Origin of the sequence: Pseudomonas sp. SCA2728.1_7 (assembly GCF_018138145.1) — a bacterium.
Taxonomy (GTDB): domain Bacteria; phylum Pseudomonadota; class Gammaproteobacteria; order Pseudomonadales; family Pseudomonadaceae; genus Aquipseudomonas; species Aquipseudomonas koreensis_A.
The window spans coordinates 2,306,399-2,325,004 of record NZ_CP073104.1; the positions used below are offsets into that span (position 1 = coordinate 2,306,399).

The 18,606-nt window shown below is 58.8% G+C and carries 14 protein-coding genes; 3 read left to right on the top strand and 11 right to left on the bottom strand.

Going from position 1 to position 18,606, the window contains the following annotated elements; genetic code table 11:
• Window positions 1-43 precede the first annotated feature (43 nt).
• From motD to flhA, 10 genes are all read right to left on the bottom strand, one after another.
• Entirely contained in the window at window positions 44-934 is an 891-nt protein-coding gene (gene motD / locus KBP52_RS10250; protein ID WP_034151519.1) for a flagellar motor protein MotD, read from the bottom strand.
• A 12-nt stretch (window positions 935-946) separates the two neighbouring features.
• Complete coding sequence (locus KBP52_RS10255) at window positions 947-1,687, bottom strand: flagellar motor protein (RefSeq protein WP_016987476.1); 741 nt, start codon at window positions 1,685-1,687, stop codon at window positions 947-949.
• Window positions 1,687-2,835 carry a chemotaxis response regulator protein-glutamate methylesterase gene (locus KBP52_RS10260; RefSeq protein WP_038363876.1) on the bottom strand — a complete coding sequence of 383 codons (1,149 nt, stop codon included), beginning with the start codon at window positions 2,833-2,835 and terminating at the stop codon, window positions 1,687-1,689. Before KBP52_RS10260 ends, KBP52_RS10255 begins: the two co-directional genes overlap by 1 nt.
• Before the next feature lie 49 nt (window positions 2,836-2,884).
• On the bottom strand, window positions 2,885-5,149 hold the full coding sequence (locus KBP52_RS10265; RefSeq protein ID WP_123596033.1) for a chemotaxis protein CheA: 2,265 nt from the start codon (window positions 5,147-5,149) through the stop codon (window positions 2,885-2,887).
• A gap of 54 nt (window positions 5,150-5,203) precedes the next feature.
• A complete protein-coding gene (locus KBP52_RS10270; protein WP_034151516.1) occupies window positions 5,204-5,992 on the bottom strand; it encodes a protein phosphatase CheZ in 789 nt (262 codons plus the stop codon).
• An 18-nt stretch (window positions 5,993-6,010) separates the two neighbouring features.
• A complete protein-coding gene (locus KBP52_RS10275) occupies window positions 6,011-6,382 on the bottom strand; it encodes a chemotaxis response regulator CheY (RefSeq protein WP_161986607.1) in 372 nt (123 codons plus the stop codon).
• 166 nt (window positions 6,383-6,548) lie between these two features.
• The gene (gene fliA, locus KBP52_RS10280) at window positions 6,549-7,289 is read right to left on the bottom strand and encodes an RNA polymerase sigma factor FliA (RefSeq protein ID WP_007920004.1); all 741 of its coding nucleotides are present in this window, start codon (window positions 7,287-7,289) and stop codon (window positions 6,549-6,551) included.
• Window positions 7,286-8,116 carry a flagellar synthesis regulator FleN gene (gene fleN / locus KBP52_RS10285; protein WP_003222917.1) on the bottom strand — a complete coding sequence of 277 codons (831 nt, stop codon included), beginning with the start codon at window positions 8,114-8,116 and terminating at the stop codon, window positions 7,286-7,288. The genes fliA and fleN overlap by 4 nt, the downstream gene beginning before the upstream one ends.
• 116 nt (window positions 8,117-8,232) lie before the next feature.
• Window positions 8,233-9,573 carry a flagellar biosynthesis protein FlhF gene (gene flhF, locus KBP52_RS10290; RefSeq protein WP_008077677.1) on the bottom strand — a complete coding sequence of 447 codons (1,341 nt, stop codon included), beginning with the start codon at window positions 9,571-9,573 and terminating at the stop codon, window positions 8,233-8,235.
• Between the two features lie 11 nt (window positions 9,574-9,584).
• Window positions 9,585-11,714, bottom strand: a complete 2,130-nt coding sequence (flhA, locus tag KBP52_RS10295; RefSeq protein ID WP_212622690.1) for a flagellar biosynthesis protein FlhA — start codon at window positions 11,712-11,714, stop codon at window positions 9,585-9,587.
• Window positions 11,715-12,349: 635 nt separating this feature from the next.
• On the opposite strand from flhA, the gene KBP52_RS10300 reads away from it, so the two are divergent.
• On the top strand, window positions 12,350-12,709 hold the full coding sequence (locus tag KBP52_RS10300) for a hypothetical protein (protein WP_212622691.1): 360 nt from the start codon (window positions 12,350-12,352) through the stop codon (window positions 12,707-12,709).
• A gap of 213 nt (window positions 12,710-12,922) precedes the next feature.
• Here the strand turns inward: KBP52_RS10300 and KBP52_RS10305 are convergent, their stop codons facing one another.
• Window positions 12,923-13,255, bottom strand: coding sequence for a hypothetical protein (locus KBP52_RS10305; protein WP_212622692.1), 333 nt, complete (start codon window positions 13,253-13,255; stop codon window positions 12,923-12,925).
• A gap of 567 nt (window positions 13,256-13,822) precedes the next feature.
• On the opposite strand from KBP52_RS10305, the gene KBP52_RS10310 reads away from it, so the two are divergent.
• Complete coding sequence (locus KBP52_RS10310) at window positions 13,823-14,182, top strand: hypothetical protein (protein WP_212622693.1); 360 nt, start codon at window positions 13,823-13,825, stop codon at window positions 14,180-14,182.
• Between the two features lie 272 nt (window positions 14,183-14,454).
• A complete protein-coding gene (locus KBP52_RS10315) occupies window positions 14,455-18,234 on the top strand; it encodes a hypothetical protein (RefSeq protein WP_212622694.1) in 3,780 nt (1,259 codons plus the stop codon).
• Window positions 18,235-18,606: the final 372 nt, after the last annotated feature.

Below are 18,606 nucleotides of genomic sequence, written 5' to 3' on the forward strand. Positions count from 1 at the left end.
TCAGTTCGTTCCTCCCGGCCGATATGCTCGACCGAGACATAGCTCAGCGTGTTAATGCGGGTGACGGAGAATTGACGGCACTCTCGCGTCCCGGCGTCTTGACCGGGGTCGGTGCAGTTTGTGTGCCAGCCCGCTTCAATGCAGCGTCCGGTTGCGCGTTGGCGGTTCCGGTGCCCGTGAGGCTGCGGCGCACATCGAGATTGCGCGAGACCACCAGAACCACCCGGCGGTTTTTCCCCCGGCCTTCAGCGGTAGCGTTGTTGGCCACCGGTTGAAACTCGCCGTAACCCACCGATGCCAATCGGCCAGGGTTTACGCCCTGCATGGCCAGCATGCGCACGATGCTCGCCGACCGCGCCGAGGACAGTTCCCAGTTGGTCGGGTACTGCGCGGTGCGGATCGGTTGATCGTCGGTGAAGCCTTCGACGTGAATCGGGTTGTCGAACGGTTTCAGAATCGCTGCAACCTTGTCGATGATGTTGAATGCAATGTCGCTCGGCATGGCATCGCCACTGCCGAACAACAGGCTGGAGTTGAGTTCGATCTCGACCCACAACTCGTTGCCACGCACGGTCATCTGGTTGGAACTGATCAGGTCACCGAACGCGGCGCTGATGTCATCGGCGATGCTTTTCAGCGGATCGCTGGCACCGGCGATACCGGCATCGATCTGCTCGGCGTCCTTGACCAGCGGCTTGGCCGGGGTCACGGTTTTCGGTCGCTCGTCGCCGATCGGGATCGGTTTGAGCGCGCGGTCGGAGTCCTTGAAGACGCCGACCAGCGCTTCGGAAATCTCTTTGTACTTGCCTTCGTTGATCGACGAAATCGAGTACATGACCACGAAGAACGCGAACAGCAACGTGATGAAGTCAGCGTAGGAAACCAGCCAGCGTTCGTGGTTTACATGCTCTTCCTGGTGGCGACGACGGGCCATGAGGTTATTCCCTTAATCCATGAAGCCTTGCAGCTTCAACTCAATGGAGCGAGGGTTTTCACCTTCGGCGATCGACAGGATCCCTTCCAACAACATTTCGCGATAACGCGACTGCCGCAACGCGATTGACTTCAGCTTGGCGGCGATTGGCAGCAACACCAGGTTGGCACTGGCCACGCCGTAAATGGTCGCGACGAAGGCTACGGCGATACCGCTGCCCAGTTGCGTCGGATCGGCGAGGTTGCCCATCACGTGGATCAGGCCCATTACCGCACCGATGATGCCGATGGTCGGCGCGTAGCCGCCCATGCTTTCAAAGACTTTCGCCGCTTCGATATCGCGCGCTTCCTGGGTGTAGAAATCCACTTCGAGGATGCTGCGGATCGCTTCCGGCTCGGCACCGTCGACCAGCAGTTGCAGGCCTTTGCGCGAGTAATTGTCGGGTTCGGCATCCGCCACGCCTTCCAGACCCAGCAGGCCTTCCTTGCGTGCGGTGAGGCTCCAGTTGACGACGCGATCGATGCCACCGGCCAGATCGACCCGTGGCGGAAACAGAATCCAGGCAAGGATCTGCATGGCGCGTTTGAACGCGCTCATCGGCGATTGCAGCAGTGCGGCACCGATGGTGCCGCCCAGTACGATCAATGCCGCCGGGCCGTTGGCCAGCGCACCGAGGTGACCACCTTCAAGGTAGTTACCGCCGATGATGGCGACGAACGCCATGATGATCCCGATAAGGCTTAAAACATCCATCAGATACACGCCTCGACAATGTGCTTGCCGATGTCGTCGAGGCTATACACCGCGTCGGCGAGGTCGGCTTTGACGATGGCCATCGGCATGCCGTAGATCACGCAGCTTGCTTCATCCTGCGCCCACACCGCGCTACCGCCCTGCTTGAGCAGACGCGCGCCTTCACGGCCGTCGGCGCCCATGCCGGTCAACACCACCGCCAGAACTTTGTCGCCGTAGGATTTCGCCGCCGAACCGAAGGTGATGTCCACGCACGGCTTGTAATTCAGACGCTCGTCGCCCGGGAGGATTTTCACCGCGCCACGGCCGTCGATCATCATTTGCTTGCCACCCGGTGCGAGCAACGCCAGGCCCGGACGCAGGATGTCGCCATCCTCGGCTTCCTTGACGCTGATGCGGCAGAGCTTGTCGAGACGCTCGGCAAACGCCTTGGTGAACGCTGCCGGCATGTGCTGGATCAGCACGATCGGCGCCGGAAAGTTCGCTGGCAACTGAGTCAGCACGCGCTGCAAGGCAACCGGGCCGCCAGTCGAGGTACCGATGGCAACCAGTTTGTAGGCTTTGCGTTTCGGTGCCGGCGACGACGCGCTGGCAGCCGGAGCACGGCTTGGAGCAGGTGCATGCACAGGCGCGGGTGCCGGACGTGCCGGTGCGCTGGTGCTGTGGCTGCTGAAGCTGGATGGCGCCGGAGCCGGTGCAGGCGTTGGCGCTGCGGCTGGAGCCGGCGCGCTATAAGCACTGAAACGACGATTACTGCGCGAAATGCTATGGACCTTTTCGCACAGCAACTGCTTGACCTTCTCCGGGTTGCGCGAGATGTCTTCGAAATTCTTCGGCAGGAAATCCACCGCGCCGGCGTCCAGCGCATCGAGGGTCACCCGGGCGCCTTCGTGGGTCAGCGAAGAGAACATCAACACCGGGGTCGGGCAGCGCTGCATGATGTGCCGCACTGCCGTGATGCCGTCCATCATCGGCATCTCGTAGTCCATGGTGATCACGTCCGGCTTGAGCGCCAGCGCCTGATCAATCGCCTCTTTACCGTTGGTTGCAGTGCCGACCACCTGAATGCTCGGATCCGCAGAAAGAATTTCCGAGACGCGGCGGCGGAAAAAACCCGAATCGTCCACCACCAGGACTTTGACTGCCATAAACACTCCATTAGGTGCAGCGGGACGTTGTCGCCCCGCCGCCCCGGATTCAAATACGCCGTGCGGCGTAACGCTTGAGCATGCTTGGAACATCGAGAATCAGCGCGATGCGGCCGTCACCGGTAATGGTGGCGCCGGACATGCCCGGAGTGCCCTGGAGCATTTTGCCCAATGGCTTGATGACCACTTCTTCCTGACCGACCAGTTGATCGACGACGAAGCCGATCCGCTGAGTGCCTACCGAAAGGATCACCACGTGGCCCTCACGCTGCTCTTCGTGAGCGGCGGAGCTGACCAGCCAGCGCTTGAGGTAGAACAACGGCAGCGCCTTGTCCCGCACGATCACCACTTCCTGACCGTCCACAACGTTGGTGGTCGACAGGTCGAGGTGGAAGATTTCGTTGACGTTGACCAACGGGAACGCAAACGCCTGATTGCCGAGCATCACCATCAGGGTTGGCATGATCGCGAGGGTCAGCGGCACCTTGATGACGATCTTCGAGCCCTGGCCCTTGGTCGAGTAGATGTTGATCGAACCGTTGAGCTGGGAAATCTTGGTCTTCACCACGTCCATGCCGACACCACGGCCGGAGACGTCGGAGATCTCGGTCTTGGTCGAGAAACCCGGGGCGAAAATAAGGTTGTAGCACTCGGTATCGCTGAGGCGATCGGCCGCGTCCTTGTCCATCACCCCGCGTTTTACCGCGATGGCGCGCAGGACATTCGGGTCCATGCCTTTGCCGTCATCGGAAATCGACAGCAGGATATGGTCGCCTTCCTGTTCGGCCGCCAGCACCACGCGACCGCCACGGGCCTTGCCCGACGCTTCGCGTTCTTCCGGCGACTCGATGCCGTGGTCGACAGCGTTGCGCACCAAGTGGACCAGTGGGTCGGCCAGGGCCTCGACAAGGTTTTTGTCGAGGTCGGTTTCTTCACCCACCAGTTCCAGGTTGATTTCTTTCTTGAGCTGACGCGCCAGATCTCGAACCAGACGCGGGAAGCGCCCGAAGACCTTCTTGATCGGCTGCATCCGCGTCTTCATGACGGCGGTCTGCAAGTCAGCCGTGACCACGTCGAGGTTCGACACGGCCTTTTGCATGGCTTCATCGCCGCTGTTCAGGCCCAGGCGCACCAGACGGTTACGCACCAGCACCAGCTCGCCGACCATGTTCATGATTTCGTCGAGACGTGCCGTGTCGACGCGCACGGTGGTTTCGGCTTCGCTCGCCGGTTTTTCCGGTGGCGGTGTCGCCGGCGCACGGGCCGGAGCCGGTGCAGCAGCAGCCGGTTTTGGCGCTTCGGCTTTTGGCTCAGGCTTGGTGGCAGGCTTGGGCGCTGCAGCAGCGGCCGGTGCCTTGGCAGCCGGTGTGGCGACGGTCGAAGCACTGCCAGCAGCGGCAGTGCCGACTTCGGTGAACTTGCCTTTGCCGTGCAATTCGTCGAGCAGCGATTCGAACTCGTGATCGCTGATCAGGTCGCTGCCGGCAGCGGCGGCCGCTGGAGCAGCCGGCGCAGGTGCCGACGCAATCGCCGACTCCAGCGCATCCACGGCAAAGTTGCCCTTGCCATGCAATTGATCGAGCAGGGCTTCGAATTCGTCGTCGGTGATGTCAGAGCTGTCGCCCTTGGCCGGAGCCGCAGGGGCTGCCGCCGCTGGCGCAACCGCGTCCACCGCGAACTGGCCCTTGCCGTGCAGTTGATCGAGCAACGACTCGAACTCGGCATCGGTGATTTCATCGCTCGCGGCTTCAGCGGCCGTTTGCGCAGGCGCAGCAGCGGCCGGGGCTTCAGCTTCAGCCTTGACGGCGTTCAGCGAATCCAGCAGTTGCTCAAATTCGTTATCGGTGATGTCGCCCGAGTCGCCTTCGACGACCAGTTCTTCGATCATCTCGGCCACTGGCGAAGCCGGGGCTGCGTCCGCCGATTGCGGTTCGGCCAGACGCGCCAGGGCGGCCAGCAGTTCCGGGGTGGCAGCGGTGATCGGAGCACGCTCACGAACCTCAGTGAACATGCTGTTCACCGCGTCCAGTGCTTCGAGGACAACGTCCATCAGTTCTGCATCAACGCGACGCTCACCCTTACGCAGGATGTCGAACACGTTTTCGGCGATGTGACAGCACTCCACCAGCTCATTGAGCTGAAGGAAGCCGGCGCCCCCTTTTACAGTGTGGAAACCGCGAAAAATTGCGTTGAGCAGATCTGCGTCATCCGGACGGCTTTCCAGCTCGACCAGTTGTTCGGACAGTTGCTCAAGAATCTCGCCGGCCTCAACCAGGAAATCCTGAAGGATCTCTTCATCGGCGCCGAAGCTCATTAATGGGGTGCTCCTACAGGTCTAAAAACCCAAAAAACCTAAAATTCCAAAACACTAGAACCCGAGGCTGGATAACAAATCGTCCACATCGTCCTGACCGGACACAACGTCTTCTCGTTTATCGGCATGAATCTGCGGACCTTCACCCTGCGAGAGATGTTTTTGTGGATCTTTTTCTGCAAGCATCGCGGCGCGGTCATGTTCGATGCCCGCAAAGCGGTCGACCTGACTGGCCATGAGCACAAGTTTGAGCAAATTGCTTTCGACTTCGGTGACCAGTTGGGTCACACGCTTGATCACCTGACCGGTCAGGTCCTGGTAATCCTGGGCCAGCAGGATGTCGTTGAGATTGCTCGACACCGCACGGTTGTCCGTGCTGCTGCGTGACAGAAAACCGTCGACCCGGCGCGCCAGTTCACGGAACTCTTCAGCCCCGACCTCGCGACGCATGAAGCGACCCCAATCGGCACTCAAGGTCTGCGCTTCATCAGCCAGACCATTGACCACCGGCGTGGCGCTTTCCACCAGATCCATGGTGCGGTTGGCCGCGGCCTCTGTCAGCTTGACCACATAGCCCAGGCGTTCGGTGGCGTCGGTGATTTGCGACACTTCCTCGGCCTGTGGCATGTTCGGGTCGATCTGGAAGTTGACGATCGCACTGTGCAGTTCACGTGTGAGCTTGCCCACTTCCTGGTACAGGCCACGGTCACGGGTCTGATTGAGCTCATGGATCAGTTGCACAGCGTCGCCGAACCTGCCTTTTTCAAGGCTTTCGACCAGTTCGACCGCGTGTTTTTTCAGGGTCGACTCGAAATCGCCCTGTGAAGATTCGTTATGCTCCATAGCTCCCCCGCGCGTTCATCAGCCGATGCGTTCGAAAATCTTCTCGATTTTGTCTTTCAACGCCTGAGCCGTGAAAGGTTTGACTACGTAGCCGTTTACACCGGCCTGAGCGGCTTCAATGATCTGCTCGCGCTTGGCTTCTGCAGTCACCATCAGCACTGGCAGGTGCTTGAGTTTTTCATCGGCACGCACGTGGCGCAGCAGGTCGATACCGGTCATGCCCGGCATGTTCCAGTCCGTTACCAGAAAGTCGATGCTGCCGCTGTTGAGCACTGGAATGGCAGTCACGCCATCGTCAGCCTCGACGGTGTTGGTGAACCCAAGATCACGCAGCAGGTTCTTGATGATCCGCCGCATCGTTGAGAAGTCATCAACGATGAGGATTTTCATGTCTTTGTTCAATTCGACCTCCAAGCAGTCTTAAACGCGCCCAGCACCTGGACGCGCCACTTCAATCAATCGGCGCAGCACTCGAAGACTGTCTGGAGCACAACAGAGCAAGACCGGTGCCGTTCATCACCGCACCAGCCTCGTTCGCAGTGTCCCCACACTGCCTTCAGCGCGCTCGCCACTCCCCCAAACGCCCCCGCAAACGGGCCGCGCACTGGCTGTGTAACTGGCTGACCCGCGATTCACTGACGCCAAGGACTTCACCGATCTCCTTGAGGTTCAGCTCTTCGTCGTAGTACAGCGCCAACACCAGTCGCTCACGCTCCGGCAAATTGGCAATCGCGTCCGCCAACGCCGCCTGGAAACGTTCATCTTCCAGATCGCGTGACGGCTCAAGATGAGCACTCGCGCCATCCTCGTGCAGCCCTTCGTGTTCGCCGTCCTGCAACAGATCGTCGAAACTGAACAGGCGGCTGCCCAAGGTGTCATTCAAAATCCCGTAGTAATCGTCGAGACTCAATTGGAGTTCGGCCGCAACCTCGTGATCTTTAGCATCACGGCCGGTTTTAGCTTCAATTGAGCGAATTGCGTCACTGACCATACGGGTATTGCGGTGAACCGAGCGTGGCGCCCAGTCCCCTTTGCGCACTTCGTCGAGCATCGCGCCGCGGATTCGGATGCCCGCGTACGTTTCGAAACTGGCGCCTTTGCTGGCGTCATATTTGGTCGAGACTTCGAGCAGGCCGATCATTCCGGCCTGGATCAGGTCTTCGACCTGCACACTCGCCGGCAAACGTGCCAGCAAGTGATAGGCAATGCGTTTGACCAGTGGCGCGTAACGCTCGATCAGTTCGTACTGCGCGTCACGTGCCGACTTCTTGTAGTAGTTCATACCGCTTGCGGTCATAGCACGGGCCCTGCCGTTTGCTGCACGAGGCGCTCGACGAAAAACTCAAGGTGGCCACGCGGGTTGGCGGGCAGCGGCCAGGTGTCGACCTTCTGCGCGATCGCCTTGAACGCCAGCGCGCACTTGGAACGCGGGAAGGCTTCATACACAGCACGCTGCTTCTGCACCGCTTTACGCACGCTTTCGTCGTAAGGCACGGCGCCGACGTATTGTAGAGCGACGTCAAGGAAGCGATCCGTGACCTTGGTCAACTTAGCGAACAGGTTGCGCCCTTCCTGCGGGCTCTGCGCCATGTTGGCCAGCACGCGAAAGCGGTTCATGCCGTAATCGCGGTTGAGCAACTTGATCAGCGCGTAGGCGTCGGTGATCGAGGTTGGCTCGTCGCAGACCACCAGCAACACTTCTTGTGCGGCGCGTACAAAACTGACTACCGAGTCACCAATACCCGCAGCGGTGTCGATCACCAGTACGTCGAGATTGTCGCCGATGTCGCTGAACGCCTGAATCAGACCGGCATGTTGCGCCGGGCTCAGGTGCACCATGCTTTGCGTGCCGGACGCGGCCGGGACGATGCGGATGCCACCGGGGCCTTGCAACAGCACGTCGCGCAATTCGCAACGGCCTTCGATCACGTCGGCCAGTGTGCGTTTAGGGGTCAGACCCAACAAAACGTCGACGTTCGCCAGTCCCAGATCGGCGTCCAGCAGCATGACCCGACGGCCAAGCTCTGCCAGCGCCAGCGACAAGTTCACTGACACGTTAGTCTTGCCGACGCCACCTTTGCCGCCGGTCACCGCGATCACCTGTACGGGATGCATGCTGCCCATGTTATTTCTTTACCTTGTCTTGCATAGACGGAGGCCACATTACTGGCTGCGCGTTCACAACCGGAACAATGCATGGCAGACCATCGATGTAGGTACAAAAACTGTTCATGAATACCTCAGCCTACCTGCTTGGTCGGGCTGTGATAGATATCAGCGAACATGTCAGCCATGGCTTCTTCGCTGGGTTCTTCCTGCATTTGCACGCTGACGGCGCGGCTGACCAGTTGATGACGGCGCGGCAGATGCAAATCATCCGGAATCCGTGGGCCATCGGTCAGGTACGCGACCGGCAATTCATGACTGATCGCCAGGCTCAACACTTCGCCAAGGCTGGCCGTTTCATCCAGTTTAGTCAGGATGCACCCGGCTAGCCCGCAACGCTTGTAACTGTGATAAGCGGCGGTTAGAACCTGTTTCTGGCTGGTGGTTGCCAAGACCAGATAATTTTTTGAACGAATGCCACGCCCGGCCAGACTTTCCAGCTGCATGCGCAGCGCCGGATCACTGGCTTGCAGGCCGGCAGTATCGATCAATACCACGCGTTTGCGCAGCAATGGATCCAGCGCCTGCACCAGCGATTGGCCCGGATCGACGTGAGTCACTGGCACATTGAGAATGCGGCCCAGCGTCTTCAGTTGTTCCTGAGCGCCGATACGGAAACTGTCCATGCTCACCAGCGCGACATTCTGCGCGCCGTATTTCAGCACATAACGCGCGGCAAGCTTGGCGAGAGTAGTGGTCTTGCCCATGCCGGCAGGGCCGACCATGGCAATCACACCGCCCTCTTCCAGCGGCTCGACTTCCGGCACGGCAATCATCCGCGCCAGGTGCGCAAGCAACATGCGCCAGGCCTGACGGGGTTCTTCGATATCAGTGATCATCGCCAGCAGATCGCGCGACAACGGGCCGGACAGACCGATACGTTGCAGACGGCGATACAGGTTGGCTTGCGCCGGACGACTGCCTTGCAACTGATTCCAGGCCAGAGTGCCGAGCTGAACTTCCATCAGCTCGCGCAGGCTGTTCAATTCGAAACGCATCGAATCCAGTGCACGCGGATCAACGCCGCCGGAAGACTGCGCAGGCGCCGGGGCCGGACGCGCCGGGGCGGCGTAAGTCGGCTCGCTCAGCGGTTCGGCAGCGGTCAGCGGCAGGCCAGCCGTCAACGGCAGCCCGGCGAAGATCTGGCGATTGCTATTGCCATCAGCTTCGCCACGCAGGCTCAACTCGGCCTGAGCGGTGACGATGCGCGACTGGGTCTTGCGCAGCTCGTCTTCGAGTTCCATGTTCGGAACCCGTGGCGCCAGGGCCGACAATTTGTAATCCAGTGCCGCCGTCAGCTCGACACCGCCGGCAATGCGGCGATTGCCAATGATGGCGGCATCAGCGCCCAGCTCATCACGAACCAGCTTCATGGCCTGACGCATATCGGCGGCAAAGAAACGCTTAACTTGCATAAACCACTACCTCAGCCGTTGGGCCCTACTGTCGCAACGATGGTCACTTGCTTGTTGTCCGGTATTTCCTGGTAGGCCAGCACATGCAATCCAGGGACTGCGAGGCGGCCAAAGCGCGAGAGCATCGCGCGGATCGGGCCAGCGACCAAAAGGATCACTGGCTGACCTTGCATTTCCTGACGCTGCGCCGCTTCGATGAGCGAACGCTGCAGCTTCTCGGCCATGCTTGGCTCCAGCAGAACGCCCTCTTCCGAGCCTTGTCCTGCCTTCTGCAGACTATTGAGCAATATTTGTTCCAACCTTGGTTCCAAGGTGATCACAGGCAGCTCGGACTCAGTGCCTACAATGCTTTGGACGATGGCGCGCGATACGCCAACCCGCACCGCAGCCACCAACGCGGCGGTATCTTGACTCTTCGCGGCGTTGTTGGCGATGGCTTCGGCAATGCTGCGGATATCGCGCACCGGCACGTGTTCGGCGAGCAACGCTTGCAGCACTTTGAGCAACTGCGACAACGAGACCACGCCCGGCACCAGCTCTTCAGCCAGTTTCGGCGAGCTTTTGGCCAGCAATTGCATGAGTTGCTGCACTTCTTCGTGGCCGATCAGCTCGCTGGAGTGCTTGTACAGAATCTGGTTCAAGTGGGTCGCGACCACGGTGCTGGCGTCGACCACGGTGTAACCGAGCGATTGTGCCTGCGCACGCTGGCTGATTTCGATCCACACCGCCTCCAGGCCGAAAGCCGGATCTTTGGCGTTGATACCGTTGAGCGTGCCGTAGACCTGGCCCGGGTTGATCGCCAGTTCGCGATCCGGGTAGATCTCGGCTTCGGCGAGGATCACACCCATCAGGGTCAGGCGATAGGCGCTGGGCGCCAGATCGAGGTTGTCACGAATGTGCACGGTCGGCATCAGAAAGCCCAGATCCTGCGAGAGCTTCTTGCGCACACCCTTGATCCGCGCCAGCAACTGCCCGCCCTGATTACGATCCACCAGCGGAATCAAGCGATAGCCGACTTCCAGACCAATCATGTCGATGGGCGTCACGTCGTCCCAGCCCAGCTCCTTGGTTTCCATGGCGCGGGCTGGCGACGGCAGCAGTTCCTGCTGGCGCTTGACCTCTTCCAGCGCCACGACCTTGGCCACATTCTGCTTCTTCCAGAACAGGTACGCGCCGCCAGCGGCCAGCGCAGCCATGCTCAGGAACGAGAAGTGCGGCATGCCCGGCACCAGGCCCATGACCGCCATCAGACCGGCCGCCACCGCCAGCGCTTTCGGCGAGGCGAACATCTGACGATTGATCTGCTTGCCCATGTCTTCCGAACCGGAAGCACGGGTCACCATGATCGCTGCCGCTGTCGATAACAACAGTGATGGCAATTGCGCCACTAAACCGTCACCGATGGTCAGCAAGGCGTAAACCCGACCGGCATCACCGAACGTCATGCCATGCTGGAAGATACCCACGGCCATGCCGCCGATAAGGTTGATGAACAGAATCAGCAGGCCAGCGATGGCGTCACCACGAACGAACTTGCTGGCACCGTCCATCGAACCGTAGAACTCGGCCTCTTGGGCGACTTCCTGACGGCGCGCCTTGGCTTGGTTCTGGTCGATCAGACCGGCGTTGAGGTCGGCGTCGATCGCCATTTGTTTGCCGGGCATCGCATCGAGGGTGAAACGCGCGCTCACCTCGGAAATCCGCCCGGCACCCTTGGTCACCACGACGAAGTTGATGATCATCAAAATCGCGAAGACCACGATACCGACCACGTAGTTGCCGCCGATCACCACCTCACCGAAGGCCTGAATCACCTTACCGGCCGCGGCGTGGCCGTCCTGACCGTGGAGCATCACCACCCGCGTCGAGGCCACGTTCAACGCCAGCCGCAGCAGCGTCGCCACCAGCAGAATGGTCGGGAACACGGCGAAATCCAGCGGCCGCAGCGCATATACGCAGACCAGCAGGACGACGATCGACAGGGCAATATTGAAGGTAAAGAAGACGTCGAGCAGGAACGGCGGCACCGGCAACATCATCATCGCCAGCATGACCAGCAGCAACAACGGCACGCCCAGATTGCCTCGACTGAGGTCGGCAACGTTGGTGCGTGCTGTATTGAATAACTGAGTGCGATCCACCGGTTTTCCCCGTTCCTTTAAAGCAAACTTTTGACGCCCAGAGCGGGCTCACGGCGGGTACTGCAAGAAGCTTTCCAACTTTTGCGATTGATTGAAACAGAGAGGGAGGTGTACGCGACCACTGTAGGCCTTCGCCTGCTCGCGATAGCGGTGTGTCATCCAAAAAATTCGTCAACTGACACTCCGCTATCGCGAGCAGGCTCACTCCTACATTTGGTGTGCATTTCACTCTCACATTTGGAATGCAGTCTCTTGTGGGAGCGAGCCTGCTCGCGAAGAGGCCCTTATGTCCGGCACAAATTTTTCGATTTAAACGAAGCTGTTTAAAAGACACCTGCAGACACTGTCTCAAGGCTACAAATCCTTGCGCCATTGCCTACAGCTACGCCAGAATCCGCCGGCTTGTGCGCCTTGGGGGCGGGTTCTATTGTGAATCGGTCGCTGACGAATCAGCGATCGGGTCTCGCAGCCCGTCGATCTCTGGACGCACAACACTCGCTTTTTTATGGCGGCTGTACGTGGGAGACCTTCGGGTCTGCCGGTTCTAGAGTCCCGGTCTGCGACCCGCGTATAGCTGCCACCTTCATTCGTCTCGCAGCGAACGCTGGCAACTCCAATGACTCTAGGAGCTTCAGATGATCAAACCAACACCCAACCCACCCGAAATCGACCTCGCCTCCCCCTACGAATCCCTCGATTCAAAAAAGCTCAACGACGCCGCCGAACGCGCCCTCGATCACTACCTCTGCCCACCCGGCTCCACCCATCCGCCACGCAAAGCCCGCCGGATGTACGCCGTTACTGCCGACTTCAAAAACGAGGAGCTGCTGGCCGATGCCAGCGAAACGCTCGCTTCAGCCAGAACCATCGCCCATGACTTCGCTCATCTCATACCCGCGTCACAGCGCAGGACGCTTTTAGGGATCGCGCAACTGATCATGCTCGGCGAGCTGGCGGTGAATCGGGTGATGGATAATCTGGAGTTGCCGCAGTAGCACGTCGCCCCGGTGATCATTCCCACGCTCCCGCGTGGGAATGCCTCAACGGACGCTCCGCGTTCGGCTTTTGAAGTGACGCAGAGCGTCCCGGACTGCATTCCTTTGCTGCGCGTGGGAACGATCAAAAAGACATAAAAAAACCGCTGCCCGATTGAGCCGGGACAGCGGTTTTTTCGTTTCAGCCGTTTTGTGAGGAGTACAAACGGGGGATCAATAGCGAAGGTTTGTCACTTCCCGCGAGCCCTCTTCCACCAGATCAAATTTGACCGCCCTGTCTTTCCCTTTTTCTAAAGGGATATTCATCTTGTACTTATGCTCATCAGGGACGGTGAAGAAGTAATATCCTTCGCCTTCTTTTTTCTCCCACCCCCCCTGCGTATAGATGGATACTGAATTGGCCTCTAAGGAGAATTTCGACGAGCGAGGAGCCAAAGGTATTTCTAGAAATCCGTGATTCTCGGGGTTTGCAGGAACTGCGGGGTCGACAGGATTAATAGTGCCCCGGCCTTTGTCTGCGTCATAGCTTACGAATACACCGTCCATTTTCTTTATCCCTCGTCGCTGTAGAAATGCAAGCACCCAATGTGCTGCATCGCTCAGCCATCAAACCGCAAGGGCACGCTTTCCACACCTGTAAAACCTGACAGGTACGGTCAGCTTTTAGACAAACGGTAACCGTCAGCAATCAGATTCCAAATGTGGGAGCGAGCTTGCTCGCGAAGGGACCAGTGAAGACAGTGCAAATCGCCTTTTAAACTCAGGTGTTTAAAAGACACCTCCAGACACGCCTTCCAGGCTACAAATTCTTGCGCCTTTGCCTACAGCTACGCCAGAATCCGCCGGCTTGTGCGCTTTGGGGGCGGGTTCTATTGTGGTGCGGTCGCTGACGAATCAGCGATCGGGTTTAGCGACTCGAATTCAAGTCAAAGGTGCATCAGCGTTCCAGGCTTCGTTGCGGATCTGTATTTTCGCGATTTCGTCATGGTGGCTGTATGCGGGAGACCCTCGGGTCTGCCGGGTGCCTTTGACCGGTTCGCTAACCTGCGTACAGCCGCCACCCCTCCTGTTTAGCGACAGGTTGTAGCGGCTCCACTTCAAAGGAGTCTCACCATGATCAAACCAACACCCAACCCACCCGAAACCGACCTCGCCTCCCCCTACGAATCCCTCGATTCCAAAAAGCTCAACGACGCCGCCGAACGCGCGCTCGATCACTACCTCTGCTCACCCGGCTCCACGCCACCGCCGCGTAAAACCCGCCGGATGTACGCCGTCACTGCGGACTTCAAAAATGAAGAACTGCTGGCCGATGCCAGCGAAACACTCGCCTCCGCCAGAACCATCGCCCATGACTTCGCTCATCTCATACCCGCGTCGCAACGCAGGACGCTGTTGGGGATCGCGCAATTGATCATGCTCGGCGAGCTGGCGGTGAATCGGGTGATGGATAATCTGGAGGTGCCGCAGTAGCGACACGCGATGATCGTTCCCACGCTCCCGCGTGGGAATGCCTCAACGGACGCTCCGCGTTCGGCTTTTGAAGTGACGCAGAGCGTCCCGGGCTGCATTCCTTTGCTGCGCGTGGGAACGATCGATCTCTAAGGCTTTTTCAGCTTCGACTCGACCTCTCCCAAAATCACCATCCGTCGGATTTCGGTCCACACCTGTCAGATCTGACAGGTGCGCAAATCGCTATTTAGCCGTTCAATCACTCCGTCACCTTCCCGACCGGAGTCGTTGCCATGTCCGCCCCCAACAAACCCCTGGCACTCAAGGAACTCGACATCCCCGGGCGGACCGGCCCGGTGTCGAACAATCCCATAATCTGGGGCATCAACATCGCCGCCGCGCTGGGCAACTTTCCGCTTCATGGCCTGCTGTGCCGGGCGGGGCCGTGGGGGAACATGGCGATTGGCGACACGCTGAGGATCTCTTGGGGCAGCTGGCTGAACGTCTGGGTAGAGACCGTCGACAAGACCGAGGTCAACACGCAACTGCAGATGTTCGTGCCTTTCAAGCACATGGTCGATGGCCGGTTCGCGGTGTCCTATGTCGTCAAGCCGTTGGGCGGCACAGATCAACCGTCCGACGTCATGCAGGTGCTGGTCAAGCTGACTCGCCCGGGCGGTGATTCCCCGCTGATCATGATCATTCCCCAAGCGATTCTTGACGGCGGCATCGACAAGGACAACGTCGCCGATGGCGTGCCGATCACCATTGGCATGGCCGACGGCACACCGCCCTACTCCAACGCTGCGGCCGGTGATGTGTGTCGCGTGAGTTGGGGCGGGATCTATGTGTTCAGTGATCCGCTGACCCAGGAGCAGGCCGAAGGCAAAGCGCCGATCATCATCACCATCATCGAAGCGGTCATCCGCGAGGCCGGTGATGCGGATTTTCCCGGCGTGGCCGTGGTGTTCGACGTGTTCGACAAGGTCTTCAACCGCTCTGAAGACTGGAGCGCCGAACAGCGTGTGGTGGTGGCTGTCGATGCGACCCGGCTGGTCGCGCCATTGCTCAAGGAAACGCAGAACAACGAGCTGGACGTCGACAAACTGGCCGACGCCGATGGCACCGTGCAAATCATCGCCACGGATACGAGCAAGTTCAAAGTCGGAGACAAGGTATTCATCAGGATCAAGGGCACTCCCGTCGAGGGGCCGCCGATTGATTGGGAACCGTCAGCAGGCGTCGAGTTGAAAAGTGTGCCGAGCATTTTGGAAACCACGGCTCCCAACGCCGTGCTGCGTCAGTTGGCCAAGTCCCAGATCACTTTGTCTTACCGCCTGGAAAAAGCCGACGGCTCCGCCGATCTGAAATCCAAAAGCCAATTTATCCGCGCCATCGGCGAAGTCCAGCGGCTGGCCGCGCCGAAGGTGCTGGACGAGAACTCCGGAGCACTGGACCCCGCACTGGACAAGATACGCCTGGAGATTCGATTCGATAAATCCTTTGCCGAAGGCCAGGCTCTCAAGATATTCATGCTCGGCACCACGCCTGGCCTCGAACCCTACCTGCCTGACCTGGCTTTACGTCCCATCACCCACAACGAAATCGTCGCCGGACTACCGCTGGCATACAGCATCGATGGCAAACATCTGGCCACGGTCAACGGTGGTACGGTGGAGTTCTATTACCAGCAATGGCTCCCGGACTCGGTGCTCGCCACGCTGGATCTGTTCGAGGCCACTCACGCCATTCGCGAGTCGATCCACACCGACATCCTGCGAGTCGGCGAACCGCGCCTGGAACTGCCGGAACCGGAAGTGGCCGGCGTGGTGAACGGTGTGCTGCCCGCCGACACCGCCGGCACCACCGCGACGGTGACCTACACGAAAACGGTCAAAAACGATGAAGCGTTCATGTTCTGGAAGGGTTCAAAGACCGGCGAGTATACCGACTCGATCAAGCTGAACGAATTTACCGCCGGTCAGAGAGTACCGTTCCCGATCCCGGCGGCGGTGATCAAGGGCAATGAAGGCGGAACGGTGGAGGCCCGGTATCACATCGTGCGCGCGGCGGGCGGGACGAGTTATTCGGATACGTTGACGTTCAGTGTCGGCGTGGCGTTGGATCTGAAAGAGCCGAAAATCAAGGAAGCCCCCAACGACACCAGCCTCGACCCGCTGGATGCCCAGAGCACACTGACGGCGGAGATCAACTATGACGGCATGCTGGTCGGTGACAAGATTATTGCCAAGTGTACCGGCGCACCCGGAACACCGCCTGCCGGCTCGCACACCACGGATCCATGGCCGGTCACTCTCGTCGGCCCGCAGGACATACCGCTGGCCGTCCCGGTGATCGCCTTCAACGTCGCCAAGTCAATCACGCTTGACTACTCCGTGACACGCGACAGTCAGGAACCAAAAAAGTCGCCGCCGCGTACGTTGGCGGTGTTGCAACTGCGTGTGGATCTTTCGCATTCGCCGAAGATCATTCAGGCGGCCGACGGTGGTGACGGGACTGAACTGGATGTTTCCACGCTCACCGGACCGGCCACCCTTCGCGGCGGTTTCTGGCCGCACATTGCCAACGGCCAGCGCGTATGGATGAGTGTAAAAGGCATAAAAAAAGACGGTACCGAGTACAAGCGCGTCGTCTGGACTGGCCCGAACAATGCTGTGAACGGAACCTGGATCTCGCAAAAATACCTCGACGCAACCGTGTCATTGGTGGATATGCAGTCGTTGAAGAACCTAAGCCAACTGCTGGTGACGTTCATGACCACTCTGGATCGCAGCACGGATGAAAGTCAGGCGCTGAGTTTTCCGGTGCGGACCTATACGGTCAAAAACCTCGTAGAGGTGCTGCCGACCATTACCTCAATCAAGGAGTCGCCCGGTGGGGAGGAAATCCCACACGGCAGCCCGACAGTAAAAACAGCCGTCACGCTGAGTGGAACGGCCACCCCGGACACAAAAATCGATCTGGCCAATAACGGCGTACTGATGCCGAATACTGAAATTGAAGTAGATCCAAAGGGAGAATGGACTTTCACACTGACTGCTCTGATTGCCGGAACTACCTACAGCCTGCGCGCCAGACGCAAGGACGGCACGCTCTCCAATACCTGGAATATTGTCGTGGTGGCATCGGTAGTGCCGACGCTGGACAATGTGCTGGATGACAAGGGGGTGGAAGTGCCGGACGGAAAAACGACTGTCAGCAATACACTGAAACTCAAAGGCACGGCAAGTGATGGTCAGAAGGTCGAAATTTTTGATGGTAACGGTGCAAGCGCGGAATCCAAGGGCATTGCAACGGCCGATGATGTGAAAGGAACATGGGAGCGCACGATAACTGTTGCACTAGGAACACGTCGGTTATACGCAAAATCGCTTTATCACAGTGGCTCGATTTATTCGGGTGTGCGTAACTTGACCATAATCCCTTCACTGCAAATTGATCCATCGCGAATGGAACTTGATGGAGTCCAGTTGTACCTTGCACCCGCTCCTTACACTCCCCCATTTGAACGCACGGCTTTCAGACATCCGAACACATCACAAACGCGCGTCCCCACTGGAGGTACCCCACCTTATGAATACACGACGTCAAATCTGCAAGTAGCTACCGTAGATCTCAAAACCGGACTTGTGGTCTCGACCGGAAACGGAACCGCACAAATCACCGTTACCGACACCGCAGGTGCCAGCGTCAGTTTTCCTGTCAGATGCCAACGAGTGTACGAAGTGGTAACCGGGCCGCCAAAAAGTTTCAATCAAGGAATTGAATGGTTAGGGACAATTGGCGCATTCCATTTCATTCACATGAATTGGCTTCCTGCAATCGGGACAAGCCTTAATTACGGCTTTCAACAGATTACCGGTCAACGACATTTGTATTGGTACTGGGGGGGGCCCGCAGAGAACGAATCAGCTACTCAGTCATTTCCAGGCCAAGCGACTGGAAGCCAGGCTTCGTACCCCACGACCAAAGGATTCAGCGATAATACTCCTATGACGCTATACACTACCCCACTAAGCCCACTAGGTTTCAGACCAAGAACTCCCAGCTAGCTGGTACTGGCATCGGTTATTTCGGACAGACTAGGCGTTATCAGGGACAGACCCCGGATCTACGCCCGACTTTTCGACCTTTGAAGAAAAGGGGACAGATTTATTTAACCGGTGAGTTAAACAGTGGGGGTTGATCGAAATTTTTTCGCTGACCGGGATGGCCCTTTCGCGAGCAGGCTCGCTCCCACAGGGAAATGCATTGTAAATGTGGGAGTGAGCTTGCTCACGAAGGGGCCAGTGAAGTCTGCGCAAATCGCCTTTTAAACTCAGATGTTTAAAAGACACCTTCAGACACGCCTTTCAGGCTACAAATTCTTGCGCCATTGCCTACAGCTACGCCAGAATCCGCCGGCTTGTGCGCTTTGGGGGCGG